The sequence below is a fragment of the Paenibacillus sp. Z6-24 genome, assembly GCF_054161335.1.
Genome location: NZ_CP096398.1, coordinates 3,010,972 through 3,028,516, shown reverse-complemented (window position 1 = coordinate 3,028,516; position 17,545 = coordinate 3,010,972). Strand labels below are relative to the sequence as shown.

At 51.1% G+C, this 17,545-nt stretch carries 16 protein-coding genes and 1 pseudogene; 15 read left to right on the top strand and 2 right to left on the bottom strand.

What is annotated here, in order from left to right; genetic code table 11:
- The first annotated feature begins 161 nt into the window (after positions 1 to 161).
- Positions 162 to 326 (top strand): hypothetical protein, encoded by a 165-nt coding sequence (locus M1D61_RS13040; RefSeq protein WP_017815028.1) that lies wholly within the window; start codon positions 162 to 164, stop codon positions 324 to 326.
- 289 nt (positions 327 to 615) lie between these two features.
- On the opposite strand, the gene M1D61_RS13035 is transcribed toward M1D61_RS13040, so the two are convergent.
- Positions 616 to 909: a hypothetical protein gene (locus M1D61_RS13035; protein ID WP_458119003.1), complete on the bottom strand. Its 294-nt coding sequence runs from the start codon at positions 907 to 909 to the stop codon at positions 616 to 618.
- A gap of 303 nt (positions 910 to 1,212) precedes the next feature.
- Here M1D61_RS13035 and M1D61_RS13030 point away from each other — a divergent pair, with 303 nt between their 5' ends.
- On the top strand, positions 1,213 to 2,109 hold the full coding sequence (locus tag M1D61_RS13030; protein ID WP_458119001.1) for an SDR family oxidoreductase: 897 nt from the start codon (positions 1,213 to 1,215) through the stop codon (positions 2,107 to 2,109).
- A 188-nt stretch (positions 2,110 to 2,297) separates the two neighbouring features.
- On the opposite strand, the gene M1D61_RS13025 is transcribed toward M1D61_RS13030, so the two are convergent.
- The gene (locus tag M1D61_RS13025; RefSeq protein WP_458119000.1) at positions 2,298 to 3,263 is read right to left on the bottom strand and encodes a helix-turn-helix transcriptional regulator; all 966 of its coding nucleotides are present in this window, start codon (positions 3,261 to 3,263) and stop codon (positions 2,298 to 2,300) included.
- A gap of 212 nt (positions 3,264 to 3,475) precedes the next feature.
- Here M1D61_RS13025 and M1D61_RS13020 point away from each other — a divergent pair, with 212 nt between their 5' ends.
- From M1D61_RS13020 to M1D61_RS12960, 13 genes and pseudogenes are all read left to right on the top strand, one after another.
- Positions 3,476 to 4,381 (top strand): SDR family oxidoreductase, encoded by a 906-nt coding sequence (locus tag M1D61_RS13020; RefSeq protein WP_458118999.1) that lies wholly within the window; start codon positions 3,476 to 3,478, stop codon positions 4,379 to 4,381.
- 123 nt (positions 4,382 to 4,504) lie between these two features.
- Entirely contained in the window at positions 4,505 to 5,044 is a 540-nt protein-coding gene (locus tag M1D61_RS13015; protein WP_458118997.1) for a histidine phosphatase family protein, read from the top strand.
- Positions 5,045 to 5,124: 80 nt separating this feature from the next.
- Entirely contained in the window at positions 5,125 to 6,228 is a 1,104-nt protein-coding gene (locus tag M1D61_RS13010) for an NADH:flavin oxidoreductase (RefSeq protein ID WP_458118996.1), read from the top strand.
- Positions 6,229 to 6,443: 215 nt separating this feature from the next.
- A complete protein-coding gene (locus M1D61_RS13005; protein ID WP_458118995.1) occupies positions 6,444 to 7,250 on the top strand; it encodes a dienelactone hydrolase family protein in 807 nt (268 codons plus the stop codon).
- A 170-nt stretch (positions 7,251 to 7,420) separates the two neighbouring features.
- Positions 7,421 to 9,384, top strand: a pseudogene (locus M1D61_RS13000) (GTP-binding protein).
- Between the two features lie 165 nt (positions 9,385 to 9,549).
- Complete coding sequence (locus M1D61_RS12995) at positions 9,550 to 10,314, top strand: SDR family NAD(P)-dependent oxidoreductase (RefSeq protein WP_458118994.1); 765 nt, start codon at positions 9,550 to 9,552, stop codon at positions 10,312 to 10,314.
- Positions 10,315 to 10,517: 203 nt separating this feature from the next.
- On the top strand, positions 10,518 to 11,171 hold the full coding sequence (locus tag M1D61_RS12990) for a M48 family metallopeptidase (protein WP_458118992.1): 654 nt from the start codon (positions 10,518 to 10,520) through the stop codon (positions 11,169 to 11,171).
- Between the two features lie 263 nt (positions 11,172 to 11,434).
- Positions 11,435 to 12,226, top strand: coding sequence for an SDR family NAD(P)-dependent oxidoreductase (locus tag M1D61_RS12985; protein WP_458118991.1), 792 nt, complete (start codon positions 11,435 to 11,437; stop codon positions 12,224 to 12,226).
- A 10-nt stretch (positions 12,227 to 12,236) separates the two neighbouring features.
- Positions 12,237 to 13,172: a helix-turn-helix transcriptional regulator gene (locus M1D61_RS12980; RefSeq protein WP_046214487.1), complete on the top strand. Its 936-nt coding sequence runs from the start codon at positions 12,237 to 12,239 to the stop codon at positions 13,170 to 13,172.
- 82 nt (positions 13,173 to 13,254) lie between these two features.
- Positions 13,255 to 13,776, top strand: a complete 522-nt coding sequence (locus M1D61_RS12975) for a DinB family protein (protein ID WP_458118989.1) — start codon at positions 13,255 to 13,257, stop codon at positions 13,774 to 13,776.
- A gap of 64 nt (positions 13,777 to 13,840) precedes the next feature.
- Positions 13,841 to 14,410, top strand: a complete 570-nt coding sequence (locus tag M1D61_RS12970; protein ID WP_458122503.1) for a YdeI/OmpD-associated family protein — start codon at positions 13,841 to 13,843, stop codon at positions 14,408 to 14,410.
- Positions 14,411 to 14,586: 176 nt separating this feature from the next.
- Complete coding sequence (gene dhaK / locus M1D61_RS12965; protein WP_458118988.1) at positions 14,587 to 16,347, top strand: dihydroxyacetone kinase subunit DhaK; 1,761 nt, start codon at positions 14,587 to 14,589, stop codon at positions 16,345 to 16,347.
- A 397-nt stretch (positions 16,348 to 16,744) separates the two neighbouring features.
- On the top strand, positions 16,745 to 17,389 hold the full coding sequence (locus M1D61_RS12960; RefSeq protein ID WP_458118986.1) for a TetR/AcrR family transcriptional regulator: 645 nt from the start codon (positions 16,745 to 16,747) through the stop codon (positions 17,387 to 17,389).
- Positions 17,390 to 17,545 lie beyond the last annotated feature (156 nt).

Here is a 17,545-nt window from a genome sequence, read left to right as displayed (position 1 = left end):
TCATTTCCTGCTGCTGATTGCATGGCTCGCTGAAGCAAAAATATAAATATTTTGGCCTCTTCACAAATATAAAGCGATTCACGAGTAATAAATGGGTGTAATAGAACTCAAAGTAATTAACCAACTAAGGCTTTGACAGCCTCAAAGGGAGAGAATGACCGATGAATGAAAATCGTAATGTAGACGTGGACAAAAGGGAAGTACGAGTGGAACGCCGTTCGGACTCTGGCATGGTAGCTTCTACATTTATCAAATATGCGGCATATATTATTATTCTGGGACTGGTGTTATGGTTCCTGATCAAGTACATCCTGCCGATGTTTTGATTGAAATTATGGTTGATTGAGATCATGCATGTCGCACGCAGATGAACACTGCAACGAGAAGAGTGAACGCACCCATACGACTCAGGACCACAAGAGCCTTCCGGGCAGATATAGAACATATTTCAGGAATACGGCAGTTCCGAGGAAGAATACCGCTCTTTTGAATCGAGTAATCTGCTGCATTGCTCATTCTATGTAGTGGCGAAAATGACTCATATAAATACAGCTTTTAAATACAACTTTCTCGTTCAAAACGGGAGCAGCCGGCTATAGAGTGAATCCGTACACTCTAATGCAGCTGCTCCTTTTCCTGTTTCTCCAGCTTTTTGTAATCCCGCCACATACGTCCGGCGACCATGGTCAAAGGCAGCAGCAAAAAAAGCTGCAGCGGCGACTTCCACCAGATCGCGAGAAAGATCAGACAGGCGGCGATCGGGAGCGCAATTCCCAGCACGATGCTGGAGGGCCGGACCCCTCGTTTATCCAGCTTGCCAATCAGATAGCGGGCGACAAAGATGGCTGCCAGCGTATATACGATAATAACGACCGAGAAAATGATAAAACCAATGATCAGATCTATCATCCAAATCCTCCTTTTTCGTAATACAGGCACCTTTACGTATTCCCCCATACACCACTAATATTATACATTAATTACCAAAAAATCCTATCGTAACATACCTTTATAACAAATACATTCTTACCCGGCTTTACGCCGATAAAGTCTACACCGAATCCGCACCATAAGCACATTGATCTGCACGAAAATGAACAATCCGCCGTTTAAGGAAGTGCCATGTCGGTTACATAAAAAGAGTTGAGACTTTTTTGTAAATGATGCTATTCAAAGTAACCAATTCACACCATTCAGAGGAGGAAATGAATCATGGCTGATCAATACACTATGCAAGATCCGACGACGCAGTATCCGAAAGCTGGACCGGAGTACCAACAGCAGCAGCCGGAACCTGGACTGCAGAAAGACATGACTCCGATTCCTGATTCGGGAGAAACCAGTTACCGCGGTACAGGTCGTCTGACCGGCCGCAAAGCAGTCGTAACCGGCGCAGACAGCGGTATCGGCCGTGCGGCTGCAATTGCTTATGCTCGCGAAGGCGCAGATGTAGTACTGTCATACCTGCCGGAAGAAGAAGCTGATGCGCAGGAAGTGGTCAAGCTGATCGAAGAAGCTGGCCGCAAAGCAGTCGCTGTACCGGGCGATCTCAAGGATGAGCAGTACTGCATACAGCTGATCGAGACAGCAGTCAAAGAGCTGGGCGGTATCGATATTCTGGCGAACGTAGCCGGTAAGCAGCAGTTTGTGCCGGAGATCGCTGACCTGACCAACGAACAGTTCGATCATACATTCAAAACCAATGTATATGCTCTGTTCTGGTTGTGCAAGGCAGCTATCAAGCACATGAAGCCGGGCAGCAGCATTATCAATACATCTTCCATCCAGGCGTATAACCCTTCACCAATCCTGCTGGATTATGCGACAACCAAATCGGCGATCAACACATTCAGCAAGGCACTGGCTCAACAAGTTGCTGAAAAAGGTATCCGTGTGAATGTGGTAGCTCCAGGTCCAATCTGGACGCCGCTGCAGGTCGTAGGCGGACAGCCGGAAGAAGCGCTCAAGGACTTTGGTTCCCAGACCCCACTCGGTCGTCCGGGTCAACCGGTCGAAATGGCTCCTGCATACGTATTCCTGGCCAGTCAGGAATCCAGCTATGTAAGCGGCGAGACACTTAACGCCAACGGTGGTACACCAACTCCATAAGCATAGGTATACAGATCGAATCCGTTGATAGGAACGGATGTCGAACTATAAAAATAAATGCCCTTTCCTTTCATAAGGAAGGGGCATTTTTGTTGATGTTTGTTGATTTTTTCGTGATGTTTTAGTGATGATTGTTATGAGATCTGGCAGCAGCGTCAAGATCCATCGGAAAAGAAAGATACATTTCTCTATTTATCATACAGCTGAACAATGGAAGCTGCCTGCCCGATAATGCGCTGACGCAATTCCTCGGGAGATAGTACAACGGCTGTGCTGCCATAGCCGAGCATCAGGCTGCAGGCATGCTCCAGTGTAGCAAATTGAACCTCCGTCTCCCACCAGTCCGGCTGATCGGTACAAGGCTGGATAGGACCGATCTGGATATACCGCTCCTTTTCCAGCTGCGGCAGAACGGCTGTACATACCCGAATACGGGCAGGATAGCGTGGAAGGCTGCTTTTGAACTGTTGGGTGGACTGTTCCCAATAGTCCGGCAGGCTAAAAACAGGCGGAGGAGAGAAGCCTTCTTCCTGCATGATAGCTTCCGCAATGTTGGACACCCGGTAGGTTCGCAGTTCATAACCCGAATCCTCGATCTGGGTGATCAGGTACCAGACCGAACGCTTGGCGACGAGTCCCAGCGGGCATACCAGTCGTTCGACTATTTTCCCATCCCGTCGATAGTGAATATGCAGCTTATGTTCGGCAAATACCGCTTCCTGAATCGTAAGCAATTGCGGCAAAATCTCGTCTGTCTGATGCCAGCCGGCGCCGTCGATATGAATTTTGGAGCGGATCATCTGCGCCGTCTGTGAAGCGCCGGAAGGCAGGGCAGCCAGCAGCTTTTGCAGTGCATCGTCAAAATGCTGTTGAATCCCAAGGTCTGCGAGCAGTTGAGGATGGGAGGACAGCAGCAGTGAACCCAGTTCCTCGGGCTTGATGCCAGTGAGCCGGGTGCGGTAACCATCGGTCAGCTTCCAGCCGCCCTGGCTGCCGCGCTCGGCATATACCGGTATGCCTGAAGCGCTGAGTGCATCCATATCCCGCACGATGGTACGAGTGGATACTTCCAGTCTCTGTGCCAGTTCGCGGGTAGTTAGTTTGCCTTCATTTTGCAGCAGTAATAATAGACGCAGCAGCCTGTCTGCTCTCATGCAGCATTCTCCTTTTTAGTAAGTTGTTTATTGTGCTGTAGATAGCATATGCAGTACGAATAATGCATAACGTGCAGACGATGTATAAGGTGGAACATAAAAGTCGGATTTTTACGGATGTCTATTATTATATAAGACATAAGGTGGCATATATAGCAGTTATGATCAAAGGGTATCATTCAAATAAAGCTCAACACAAAGGAGTGACCCACATGAACACACAGACAAGAGATCTGACGGGAAAAGTAGCGCTGGTCGCCGGAGCGACGCGCGGAGCCGGACGAGGAATTGCCGTCATGCTCGGCGAAGCGGGAGCCACCGTATATTGTACGGGACGCAGTGTGCGCGGTCAGCCTTCCGATCTGAATCGCAGCGAGACGATTGAAGACACTGCCGAGCTGGTAACGGCACAGGGCGGCCTGGGAATAGCTGCCCGGGTAGACCATACCGATGAGCAGCAGGTTCGGCAGCTGATAGAACGCATCACCGCCGAACAGAACGGTCAGCTGGATATTCTGGTGAACGACATCTGGGGCGGCGAGAAACTTACCGAATGGGAGACGCCTTTCTGGCAGCATTCGCTCAGTAATGGACTGCTCATCCAGGATCGTGTGCTGAAGACGCATCTGATCACGAGTCATTATGCAGCTTCCTTGATGGTAGGCAATAGATGCGGTTTGATCGTCGAAGTGACGGATGGAATCGATTATTCCTATCGTGGCAGTCTGTACTACAGTCTCGCCAAAATCGCGCCGATTCATATGGCGGCAGCGATGGCGGTCGATCTGCGTCCGTACGATATAGCCGCTGTCTCTGTGACACCGGGATTTCTGCGTTCCGAGGAAATGCTGGAGCATTACCGTGTGACCGAGGAGAACTGGCAGGATGCTGTGCATGGCGGCATGCTGCATGCGGAGCATTTCGGCGAGTCGGAGACGCCTTATTTTGTCGGCCGGGCGATTGCTTCCCTGGCAGCTGATCCGCAAATTATGGAAAAGTCGGGACAGGCATTATCCAGCTGGGGATTGTCTGACGAGTATGGATTCACCGATATCGATGGCCGCAGACCGCACTGGGGGAATTATGCGGCAGCTCATGGATTGAGCCAGCAGGAATGAAGAACAGAAACAGAGAACAGGAATAAAGAGAATAGCGAACAATAAGCATACACCCATTCACCCAATCAGCCAGCTCTGCAGACATCTTCCGAGCTGGCTGTAACAAGGAGGAGTACGTGAATTATGGCTAATCTGTATATTATCCGTCATTGTGAAGCAGAGGGGCAGGCTCCTGATGCACCGTTGACCGAACGTGGATACCGGCAGGCAGATACACTGGCCAAGCTGGCGGCACTGCAGCGGGTGGACCGGATTGTGAGCAGTCCTTATGAACGTGCATATCGTACCATCCAGCCTCTCGCCGAGCGGATCGGGCTGGATATCGTAACTGACGACCGGCTGATCGAGCGGGTGCTCTGCGGGCAGGATGCACCGGATTGGCGTGATATGCTCCGGCGTACCTATGATGAGCCGGAACTGTGCTACCCGGGTGGAGAGTCCAGCAGCGCAGCGGCGGCACGTGCGATGCAGGTAATTACAGAGCTTGTGGATCAGGGATATCAGCGTCCGGCTATCGTATCGCATGGCAATCTGATTTCGCTGCTGCTGAGATCGTGGGACGTACAGTTTGGATTTGCAGAATGGGAGACGATGAGCAATCCGGATGTATACCGCATCGATCTGGATGCTGCCGTACCTGTCATTCGGCGTCTGCCGGTTTGATTTACATATATCACTATGCTAAGGTATTGTTGTTACGAAAAATAATCAAGTAATCCATCATATGCAAGGAGGACGTTAACATGAACACAGAATCCTTATTCAGACCTTTTCAGAGTGACAAGCTGGAGCTGAGCAATCGGGTCGTTATGGCACCGATGACTCGCGGCTTCTCACCAGGTGGCGTACCTGGACCCGAAGTTGCGGAATATTACCGGCTTCGGGCAGCAGGTGGTGTAGGACTGATTATTACGGAAGGCACAGCCATTAACCATCCATCGGCAGTGAGTGGAGCTACCATTCCTCTGTTCCATGGCGAACAAGCACTGGCCGGCTGGCAAAAGGTCGTCGAAGCCGTACATGAAGCGGGCGGCAAAATTGCACCTCAGCTCTGGCATGTCGGCATGGCTCGCAAACCGGGAGATGAACCGAATCCCGAAGCGTCTCCGGTCGGACCGTCCGGGCTGGATCTTGAAGGCAACAAGGTCAATGAACCGCTGACCGAAGAAGAGATTCATCAGCTCGTTCAGGCATACGCACAGGCAGCAGCAGATGCCAAGCGAATCGGCTTTGACGCGATTGAACTGCATGGAGCGCATGGTTATCTAATCGACCAGTTTCTATGGGAACGTACGAATCAGCGTACAGACCGTTATGGCGGCGATCTGGTCGCACGTACGACATTTGCGGCTGAAGTCGTACAAGCCTGCCGGGAAGCGGTCGGTCCGGATTATCCGATCATCTTCCGTTACTCCCAGTGGAAAATGTCCGATTACCAGGCTCGTCTCGCAGAGACACCGGAACAGCTGGAACAGCTGCTGAAGCCGCTCGTAAGTGCTGGTGTGGACATTTTCCATGCATCGACGCGCCGGTTCTGGCTGCCGGAATTTGAAGGTTCCGAGCTGAATCTGGCTGGCTGGACACGCAAGCTGACCGGCAAACCGGCGATCTCTGTAGGTTCGGTCGGTCTGAAATCCGAATTCGCGAACCGTGCACAGCAGGTGGAAGAGGATGATCCGGCAGCACATATCGATCCGCTGCTGCAGAAGTTGGAAGATCAGGAATTCGATCTGATCGCTGTCGGACGCGCCTTAATCAGCGACCCGGCCTGGCCGAACAAGGTTCGTGACAATCGTACGGACGAGATCGAGATGTTCACGACCGAAGCGCTCAAGACGCTGGTCTAACGTCCAAGTCCAAAGCCCAAGCTATTGATTACTTGTACTATTAACGCCTCTTTCGGCTGTCTCCTGAGTCATCGGGACAAATGCCGGAAGAGGTTTTTTGACATGCGAATGTTTCGAATAAGTGGAAGAGAGGTAGTGGTAGGAGAAGTATGTAATGAAAGCGAGATTATAATGATGTTCAGACGACAAGACTGGACAATCAGGGAGGTTACATAATGAATGAACAGCATTCTATTGTTACCAACTCTGCATGGGTGGATCATATCCCCGTATTATGGGCAGAGCCGGAGGTCAGTCCATCCCGGCGGCAGTTGATTATTCTTTTGCATCCATTTAGCGGCTCCAAGGAAACGATGAAGCCGATGCTGGAGGAATTGGCCGGGCTCGGATTTATCGCAGTAAGTCTGGATGCCTGGCAGCACGGTGAACGAAGGATTGCTGGAGAAGAAGATCTGTTTGGCCGGGTATTCGGCAATTTCCAGCGGTATATGTGGCCGATTCTAGGGCAGACGACGGTGGATACACTGCGTGTAATCGACTGGGCCATCCGGGAGATGCAGGTAGACCCTTATGTGCAAATAGGCGGACTATCGATGGGCGGCGATATCGCTGTCGCAGCTGCTGGGATCGATCACCGTATTCACAAAGTGGCTGCAGTCGCAGCGACGCCGGATTGGCTGCGTCCGGGCATGGAAGACGTGCGCCAGCCCGGTACAGCTGTGCCGACCGGTGAGCCGGATGCCTATGCGGCGTACTGGTACAATCAGCTCAATCCGCTGACCCATATCCCTTCCTATGGTCATCACCCGGCGATTCATTTTATATGCGGAGAGGACGACACGCATGTACCGCCGGATGGTGCACTGCGCTTCCAGGCGGAGATGGCTGACATGTATCCCGATCACCGCAATACAGTAGCGGTTACGTTGATTCCAAATATGGGACACCGTGAATCGGCGGAATATGACCGCTGGTGGCCGGAATGCCGTGAATGGCTGATCCAGAGCCAGCTGCCTGAATAAATAAACAGATAATAGCTACAAATACCGGACTTCCGCAGCCAGGAAGTCCGGTATTTGTGTGCTGGCAGGCAGCCGGGTTATCGGGTAACATAAGACGAGCTGCTGTCGAACGGGATCAGGCGGATGAACCGGCTGGCAGCCATATTATGAACAGGATCAGGAGAACGAATATGAATAAAACAATTGGCATGCTCGCTCATGTGGATGCAGGCAAGACGACATTTGCAGAGCAGCTTTTATATCATACCCGGAGTATTCGCAGCCGGGGCAGAGTGGATCATCAGGATACGTTTCTCGATCATCATGAGATTGAGCGGGCACGCGGCATTACAGTATTCGCCGGACAGGCCGTGATGCAGTATGGAGATTCGGTCTATTATCTGCTTGATACGCCGGGTCACGCCGACTTCTCGGCCGAAATGGAACGGGCACTGCGCATGATGGATTATGCGATCGTATTGATCAGCGCTGTCGAAGGCATTGAAGGGCACACGGAGACCATCTGGCAGCTGCTGCAGGAATACCGTATCCCGACTTTCTTTTTTATTAACAAAATGGACCGGATCGGTGCGGATGCAGACCGGGTGCTGCAGGAGATCCGGGAGCTGCTGACACCGGATGCTGCGGATCTGACCCGTTCCTGGCAGCCGGGTCAAGTCGAGCCAGTGGATGAGCAGCTGCAGACTTTTTTGGCAGAACGTGATGAAGCGCTGCTGGATGCCTATCTGGATGGCCGGATGACCGCAGCAGACTGGGAACAGGCGATGATCCGGATGATCCGGGAATGCCGACTGTATCCGTGTATGCACGGATCGGCGCTGCAGGATGAAGGTATTGCCCAATTTCTGGAGCAGCTCGATCGGCTGACGGTGACGGAGTATGATGAGCAGCTGCCTTTTGCCGGACAGGTATACAAAATCGGCCATGATAGCAGTGGCACCGGATTACCTATATCAAGGCACTGCAAGGTACGCTGCGGGTGCGTGACAGTCTAACCTATGCATCGCTCTCCGCGGAGATGCTGGATGAGAAGATTACCGGTATACGTATCTACAGTGGGGAGAAGTACCGTTCAGCAGATAGCATTACTGCCGGAGAACTGTTCGCGGTCACCGGACTGACCGGGGCAGGGCCGCTCACGGGACTGGGAGATTATGAGGGCAAGCAGCCTTTTCACCTGGTACCTGCCCTGACTTCCCGGGTGAACTATCCGCCTGAACAACCGATCCGTGAAGTGCTGCGTATCTTCCGCGAACTGGAAGCAGAGGACCCTTCACTGGGAGTGACGTGGGAAGAACAGCTGCAGGAACTGCATATTCAGGTAATGGGCGCGATCCAGCTGGAAATTCTGGAAAAGTTGCTGCTGGACCGCTTCCGCTTGGCGGTTACCTTTGAGCCGCCGGAGATTCTGTACAAGGAGACAATTACCCGCCCGGTGACAGGCTATGGTCACTTTGAGCCGCTGCGACATTATGCCGAGGTGCATCTGCAGCTGGAACCGGGAGAGCCGGGCAGCGGCATCGTATTCCGCAATGCCTGTCATCCCGATCAGCTGGCTCTCGGTTACCAGAATCTGGTCGGTCAGCATGTGCTGGAGCGTGAGCATCATGGTCTGCTGACCGGAGCAGCGCTGACCGATACGGTGATCACACTACTCACTGGCAGGGCACATAATAAGCATACGAGCGGCGGCGACTTCCGGGAAGCGACCTATCGGGCGATTCGCCAGGGACTGGAACAGACAGACAATATCGTGCTTGAACCGTATTACCATTTCAGAATCAGAGCCGAGCTGGAGCATATGGGACGAATCATGTCGGATGTGCAGCAGGCTCATGGCACGATTGCTTCTCCGGAAATGACGGCTGCGCATTGTCTGCTGACCGGCACGGTACCGGTAGCGACGTTCATGAATTATGGTGCGGAGCTGGCTTCTTTTACCCATGGCAGGGGCATGATCAGTCTGACATTCGGGGGATACCAGCATTGTCATAATCAAGAAGAGGTTGTCAGGCACAAGCAGTACCGCAAGGATGCCGACCCGCTCTATTCCTCGTCTTCGATTTTCTGCGCCAAAGGGCAGGGCTATTCGGTGCCATGGCAGGAAGCGGCAGCCCATATGCACGCATTGTAAATAGAATGGACATGGGCAGAAACTACCTCTGTAAATTAAATTTTGAGAAATAAAATTGCGATAAGTGATTAGTGCGGCGTGCGAGTGGTAATACAAAGTTAGCACATATATAAAATTCACAGTCCATAAGCCACTTAACGATAACCCACAGAGGAGTGTTCACCCATGACACCAAAATTACAGGGAACTGTCGCACTGATCACAGGAGCAAGCAGCGGAATTGGTGAAGCTACAGCGAAGACGCTGGCTGCACAGGGAGCCGCAGTAGCTATCGTCGCACGCCGCAAAGATCGTCTCGAACAGCTGGCGGCAGAGATTACAGCGAGTGGTGGCAAAGCACTTGTCATCGAAGCCGATATTACCGACCAGAAGCAGGCTAAACAGGCCGTTACACGTACGGTAGAAGAGTATGGACGTCTCGATACCATCGTCAACAATGCCGGCGTCATGCTGCTCGGTCCGGCATCGGATGCACCGCTGGAAGAATGGGAACGTATGGTATCCATTAATGTCAACGGCCTGCTGTATGTCTCCCATGCCGCTCTGCCGCATCTGGTAAAAAGCGCTTCCACATCGGAACGCAAAGTGACCGACCTGATCAACATCAGTTCGGTTGCCGGACGCAAAACGATGGCCGGCGGTGCGGTCTACAATCTGACCAAGTTCGGTGTGGCTGCCTTTACCGATGCGCTTCGCCAGGAAGTGGCTGGTCAGAGCGTTCGTGTATCCGCTGTGGAGCCGGGTGCAGTGAAGACGGAGCTGAGCACCCATCTGCGTGAGGAAGTTCGTGAACAGAGCATGAAGAGCTTCAGTGATATCGAACTGCTGGAAGCACAGGATATTGCGGATGCGATTGAATATATTGTGACACGTCCAAGACATGTGGCAGTTAACGAAGTGCTGATCCGTCCGACCGATCAGGTGATGTAAGTCGGCAGGCCAACGACAAACAGCAAATGGCAGAGAACTTGCAGGCTGTTTGTGTTTGTCTTTCTGTGAAAACAATAAGGATTAATCGGATTATCAGGTCTGTCTAAGCTAATCGGCAGCAGCGCTTATCACAGTGCTGCTGCTTTTTGGCAGGGTGTGATATGATAAGAACACCTTAGATTCCATACAGAAAGAAGATTACGATGAACATTACGATTCAGAACCAGACCATAGCATGCAATGTGCAATATTCCAAACGCAAAAAAGTATCCATCCAGCTCGACCCGGGCGGTCTTTTAACGGTAAAGGCACCGAACGGCACACCGGAAGATGCTATTATCCGTCTCGTCGAGCAGCACAGCGAATGGGTGCTGGACAATCTGCGCCGGTTAAGCAGCAGACAGCCCGCACCGGAAGCAAGGACGTATCAGGATTATGGTACCTTTATGTACCTTGGCCGGGAGCACAAGCTTGAAGATCTGATCGAGATCGGAGAGGCCAGCGAAGAAGAGCTGCGCACACAGCTCAAAAAATTCTATTTTTCCAGCTGTAAAAAAGTGATCAACCAGCGGATTACCGCCTATCAGCAGCAGCTAAAGGTCAAGCCCAAAAGTATCGACATCGTCGAATCGACCACTAAGTGGGGCAGCTGCAGCTTTGACAAAAAGCTGACCTTCAACTACCGGCTCGCTATGGCACCAGTGGAAGTCATCGACTATGTGATCGTGCATGAACTGTGCCATCTGCTGCATATGAACCATGACCGTTCCTTCTGGCGTAAAGTTGGCGGCATTATGCCGGATTACAAGGAGAAGGAAGAATATCTGGCGAGATACGGCGGCTATATGACCCTTTGACTTGGTATTCAGTGGCTTCTATTCTTACTGCTGCGCCATACATCTCATATAGGGAGACTGTGCGTACATCGCCCTCTACCTATGCCGTTCCATGAACATATCGGCATAAGGCAAATCTGTACTTCATCTATCTGCAAAAAGTCGTTCCAAATCCATGTTGATGAAGTCACTACGGCTGATCAGGGGTAATAAAAAAGCGGAAAGATAACGCTTACTTACCTGCAAAACTGCCAGAACAGATCATAACAGAGGAGCTGGAACCTATGGACCGAATGAAAGGGAAAGTAGCTATCGTTACAGGTGCCGGATCAGGCATTGGCCGTGCAGCGGCGATTCGCCTTGCTGCCGAAGGAGCAAGAGTCGGACTAATCAACAAGACCGACGAAGAAGTACAGGAGACCAAGCAGGTCATTGAGGCGGCCGGTGGAGAAGCACTGGTCTTTACCGCTGACATATCGGTACCTGCCCAGTACCGACAGGCGCTGGAGCAAATCGTAGAGCAGTGGGGCCAGATCGATACGCTGTTTGCCAATGCCGGTATTCTCGGTGTCGTCGGTCCGATCGAAGCGATACCGGACGAGGAATGGGATATCACAATGACCAATAATGTCAAAGGTGCTTTTACCAGTGTCAAGTATGTTATTCCCTACCTGAAGCAAAACGGCAGCGGCAGTATCGCACTGACCAGTTCGCTCAGCGGGACGCGTGTATTTTCCCAGCAAGGATTCGCGGCTTACAGTACGTCAAAGGCTTCGATTGCCGCCTTTGGACAGATGGCTGCCTTTGAACTGGCGCCGTATAATATCCGCGTGAATATTGTGGCACCGGGATCGATTGAGACCAATATTCAGGGAACCGGCAACCAGCTGCCGGAGATGGAAGAAATGAAAATCAAAGAAGTCGAATATCCGGAAGGAACCGTACCCCTGCCGGAAGGAAAAGGCACCTCGGAGCAGGTAGCGAGTGTTGTGCTATTCCTGTTGTCGGAAGAGTCTGCTCATGTGAGCGGTTCGATCGTCTATGTCGATGGCAGTGAATCATTATTTGTAGGATAAGGAGCTGTACATGAAACTGGAACGTCTGGTCTCCATTATTTATAAACTGCTTAATCATGAAGTGCTGTCCGCCGCCACGCTGGCCGAAGAATTTCAGGTGTCCCCGCGCACCATTTACCGGGATATCGATGTGATCTGTGCCGCCGGTTTCCCGGTGATCTCGCATCAGGGAAGCCAGGGCGGATACGGCATGATGCAGGGCTACAAAATGGACAAAAGCCTGCTGGGCTCCTATGATGTGGCTTCCCTGATCACCGTGCTGCGCAGTCTGTCTTCTGTATTCGAAGACAAGCATGTGCAAAAGACGATTGAACGGCTGCAGACGATCGAAGCGGAGCATCATCCGCCAAGCCTGTCTGTCGATCTGGAGACAAGGCGTGCGGCCCCCCATGTGCTTGCTCATTTGCGCACAGCAATTACAGAGCGAAAAGTAGTGCGTTTTGGTTATATTAATGCAGACAATATACGCACTACCCGCGAGATGGAGCCGGTACATCTTTATTTCAAATACGGCAATTGGTATGTGTACGGATACTGCCGGAACCGACAGGAATATCGGGAATTCCGCCTGTCACGTATGATGGATGTGGAACTGACGGCAGAGCCTTTTCAGAGCCATCGTGAAATACTGCAAGCAAACAGGCTGACCCGATGGACCGATACAGAATGGAGCGATGCCACCCGCGATACGGAAGAAGTAGTGATCCGGGTGCAGCCTGAAGCGCTGGCGGAAGCACTGGATCAGTTCCAGCAGTTGGACAGGGAATTTCATGAGGATGGCAGCATGACGATGCGGATTCATGTATACAAGCCGTTGGAAGCCCGATGGCTCTGGTCGGTTCTGCTGAGTTTGGGCAGCGGAGCAGAAGTACTGGCACCGACTGCACTTCGCAGTATTCTCAGAGAACAATTGCAAAAAGCGCTCCGGCTGTATGAAGAAGTATGACAGACTGCTGTCATACTTCTTTTTTTATAATGATAACAGTTCCCAACCCAATTCATGCTTTTACCAAAGGAGAATGTTATCCATGACCAACCACCCTGTAGAAATGTTCAATTATCACATCTGGGCCACACACACTATTCTGGACCGAATCGCCGAACTACCGCCTGCTGTACTGAGTCAGGAGGTAAACAGTTCTTTCCCGACGATTGCGCATGCACTCTCGCATATGTGTGCTGTCGACGAGATGTGGTACAGAGTAATGACAGGTGCCAATATGGGGCAAGCTTTGCAGGACTGTATGTCTTTTGCTACCCGGGTAATGGCAGACATCGGGACGTATAGAGAGATGCTAAATCAATTGTCGGAGCAGTACCATGGCTATTTGCAGGAACAGACAGACCTGGAGCAGCGCATTCTGGTTGATAATCCCTATGCGGGCATTCGCGAAGTCAGCTTCTCGGAGATTCTGCTGCATGTAGCCAATCACGGAACCTATCATCGTGGCAATATCTCCACCATGCTGCGTCAGCAGGGTTACGCTTCCACGATGACGGATTATGTGTTCTACTGGTATGCCAGCCAGCCGCCTCTTCCTTCTGCCTGATCCTGTATCTCAAGAACAGCCAAAACGTATTGGCAGGATACTATGCAAAGAGGAGACGGTATATATCGAAATTGAAAATCTTGTTACGGTTTGTACCCGGGAAGAATGGAGGAACTGGTTGGAAGAGCACAGTCAGACAGCCAGATGCTGCTGGGTGATTGTGAGTATGACTCCTTCAGCGGATACGCTGCTTTACCTGGATGTTGTCGAGGAAGCACTGTGTTTTGGCTGGATCGATGGAATCAAAAAGAAAATGTCCAATCACCAGCTCGCCCAGCGTGTTTCTCCACGAAGCCCGATAAGCTCATGGACCGAATTAAATAAAGAACGTGTACGCCGTCTTGAAAAGCTTGGTTTTATGAAAGAGGAGGGAAGGAAAGTGCTGCCGGATATGAATCCTGCTTCTTTTCAAATTCATGAACTGATCTGGCAGCGGCTGAGAGAGGAGGATCAAGTATACGAGAACTTTATCGCTTTCCCCTCCCTGTACCGTCATATTCGCATCGATACGATCCAGAGCTATATCCATCAACCGCTGGTTTTTCAGAAGCGATTGAACAAATTTATTACTTGTACCAGAGACAATAAAATGTATGGACAATGGAATGATCAGGGACGTCTGCTTCATTACTGAAGGGGATCTGCTGGAGGGAATCCTGTGCTTATTATGTTTCCGAGCCGGGAGAAATCAAGCCGCTTGTCGAACCTCTGCGACAAACAGCGAATTGAGGGGTAATATATACTGTTTGCACCTATTGCTGTGCAGCAGCCCGATTCACAGCGATCCCACAGATCAGAGGAGGCACAATAATGAAAAAAGTAATGAACAAAGCGGAAGACATGGTACTGGAAATGGCCAAAGGCATGGTTCTGGCCCATCCCGAACTGGAACTGATCCCTAAATATAAATTCATCAAGAAAAAGACCATCCCGCAGGACAAAGTCGTCCTGATCAGCGGCGGCGGAAGTGGGCACGAACCAGCGCATGCAGGCTATATCGGCAAAGGGATGCTGGACGCCGCAGTATGTGGAGACGTATTCGCTTCCCCTTCCCAGATTCAGGTGTACCAGGCGATCAAATCGACAGCCGGTAACAAGGGTGCATTGCTCATTATCAAAAATTACAGCGGCGATATGATGAACTTCAAGAACGCTGCCTACCTGTGCGAGGAAGACGGCATCACTGTCGATTATGTCAAAGTCGACGACGATATCGCTGTCGAGGACAGTCTGTACACGGTAGGACGCAGAGGCGTCGCCGGTACGGTGCTTGTACATAAAATTGCCGGAGCTGCAGCAGAGGAAGGACGCGATCTGCAGGCAGTCAAAGCGGCTGCGGAGAAAGCAGCCGCGAGTGTGCGCAGTATCGGCTTTGCCCTGACATCCTGTACGGTTCCCGCCAAAGGATCACCAACATTCGAACTGGGTGAGAACGAACTGGAATACGGAGTCGGCATTCATGGCGAGCCGGGCATTGAGCGGGATGCCATGGCATCTGCAGATACGCTGGCACAGCGGATGGTCCACGATCTGCTCAAAGACATGCAGCTGGACCAGGGCTATACCGGCGAGATTGCCGTACTGGTGAACGGATTCGGCGCGACGCCGCTGCAGGAGCTGTATCTGTTCAATCATGCGGTTACCCGTGAACTGGCGGAGCAGAATATCCATATCAACCGCGCTTTTGTAGGTAATTATATGACCAGTATCGATATGGCCGGCATATCGCTGACCTTTATGAAGCTGGATGATGAACTGAAGACGCTGTTGTCCCATGAGAGCGATACACCGGCATTCAAAGTATCCGGTCCGGTCGAACCGGTCTCCTATACAGCGGCTGTGGAAGAACTGGCTGCGGATCATCCGATATCGTTCAAAGTGGAGACTTCTTCAGAATATGCAGTCATCCAGGAAGACACGTTGACGCTGAATAATCTGATTTATATTGTCGACAAGATGAGCGAAGTGATTATCGATAATGAAGTGCCGTTTTGCGATCTGGACTCCCATGCCGGTGATGGGGATTTCGGGATGAGCATCGCCAAGGGCTTCCGTCAGCTGAAGCGGGAATGGAAGGATATTCTCTCTCAGGAACAGCTGAGTATTGGCAGCTTCCTGAATGCTTCGTCACTCGTGATTATGGAAGCCTGCGGCGGAGCATCCGGTCCGATCTGGGGTTCAGCTTTCCGGGCAGCAGGCAAGGCAGCCGGAGACGTCCAGGAAGTGACAGTCGCCCAGTTTGCCGATATGCTGCATGCAGCTGTACGGGGCATCCAGGCGACCGGTGAACGTTCCTTTGGACGGGGGGCGGTCGTGGGAGACAAGACGTTGATCGATGCGCTTGTGCCATGTGCAGATGCCTGGTCCGAGAGCGCACAGTCCGGTACTGATCTCAAGACCGCATTTGCCCGGGGAGCGGAAGCAGCTGTACAGGGCGCGGAGCAGACCAAGGATATCGTAGCCCGCATGGGCCGTGCAGGTACGGTCGGTGAACGCAGTATTGGCTATCCGGATGCGGGAGCACATGCGCTGGGCGTTATTTTCACCGCATTGTCCGACAGCCTGAGTTGATATAGATCAGCAGCAAGCGATAGTAATCTCAACAAGCAGATACGAGTTGGATACAGATGGCAGTCAATGATGATTGCAGCCTGTTCTCCGACTGGCGTCTGCTTTTCTTTTTTTCTCGTTCTGGGATATTATCCAGACAGATGCAGCACAGAATGGAAAAATGGTGTTTTCCAACGATTTATGTTGTCAAAATCTTCGTGTAACAGAAGTTTACCACTTTATATGTATATATTTAAATAACAACATTGACACATGACACGGTGTCACATATAATTCTTTATGTAACTTTTGACAACAAATTGTGCCTGCCTACATCTGATGGAACATTTTGCGTATCAGCAGCAAGCTTTGATTATGATCCTCAACCGGAGGCTATGGGGGGCAGTGGAGTGAATGTATGCCAACAAAAACCTTTTTTAACCTGCCGGACGAGAAGCGGCAAAATCTAATGAATGCGGCTATGCGGGAATTCTCCAGGGCTTCGCTGGCGGATGCGTCGATTGCGAATATTATCAAGGATGCCTGCATACCGCGCGGCAGTTTTTATCAGTATTTTGAAGACAAGGCAGATTTGTTTTTTTACATTCTGGAGGAGCACAGTGCCAGCAACCGTGAGCTGATGATGGCTATGGCGGTCAAGCACAAGGGTGATTTGTTTGCCTCTTCAGCAGAGTTTTTTGACTCAACACTGCATCGGTTTATGCACCATGAGCATCGTGATTTTGCGCGTAACATTTTCCTCAACATGAATTACAAGATTGAATACAAGCTGATTCTGGATGTGAAAAATCCCACGACCTCTGAGCGGATTCGTGAGTTTTACCGGAATTATATGAGTCTGATCAACCGTACGGGGCTGAATATCAAGGATGAGAAGGAACTTTTTCATCTGATCAAAATCCTGAGGGCTATCATTATTCAGAACTTTATTCAGTTTTTTGCCGGGGAAGCGGAGTATGATGAGGTGCTCCGGAATTTTGCATTGGAGCTTGATCTGTTGAAGCGTGGGTTGTATACCTCAGTGGGTAATACTCCGCCATGATAGTGGCTTGATTCGATTCATGGATGTACATATTCTTGTAGACAAGAGCTGGCAGGCCGGAGATGATCTGATGCTGCTATTAGCTATCTTAAATTCAAGAATTAGCATTTAGGCATGTTGCGTTGACAACTGGTTGGATAAGCCAGCAGCGCATAG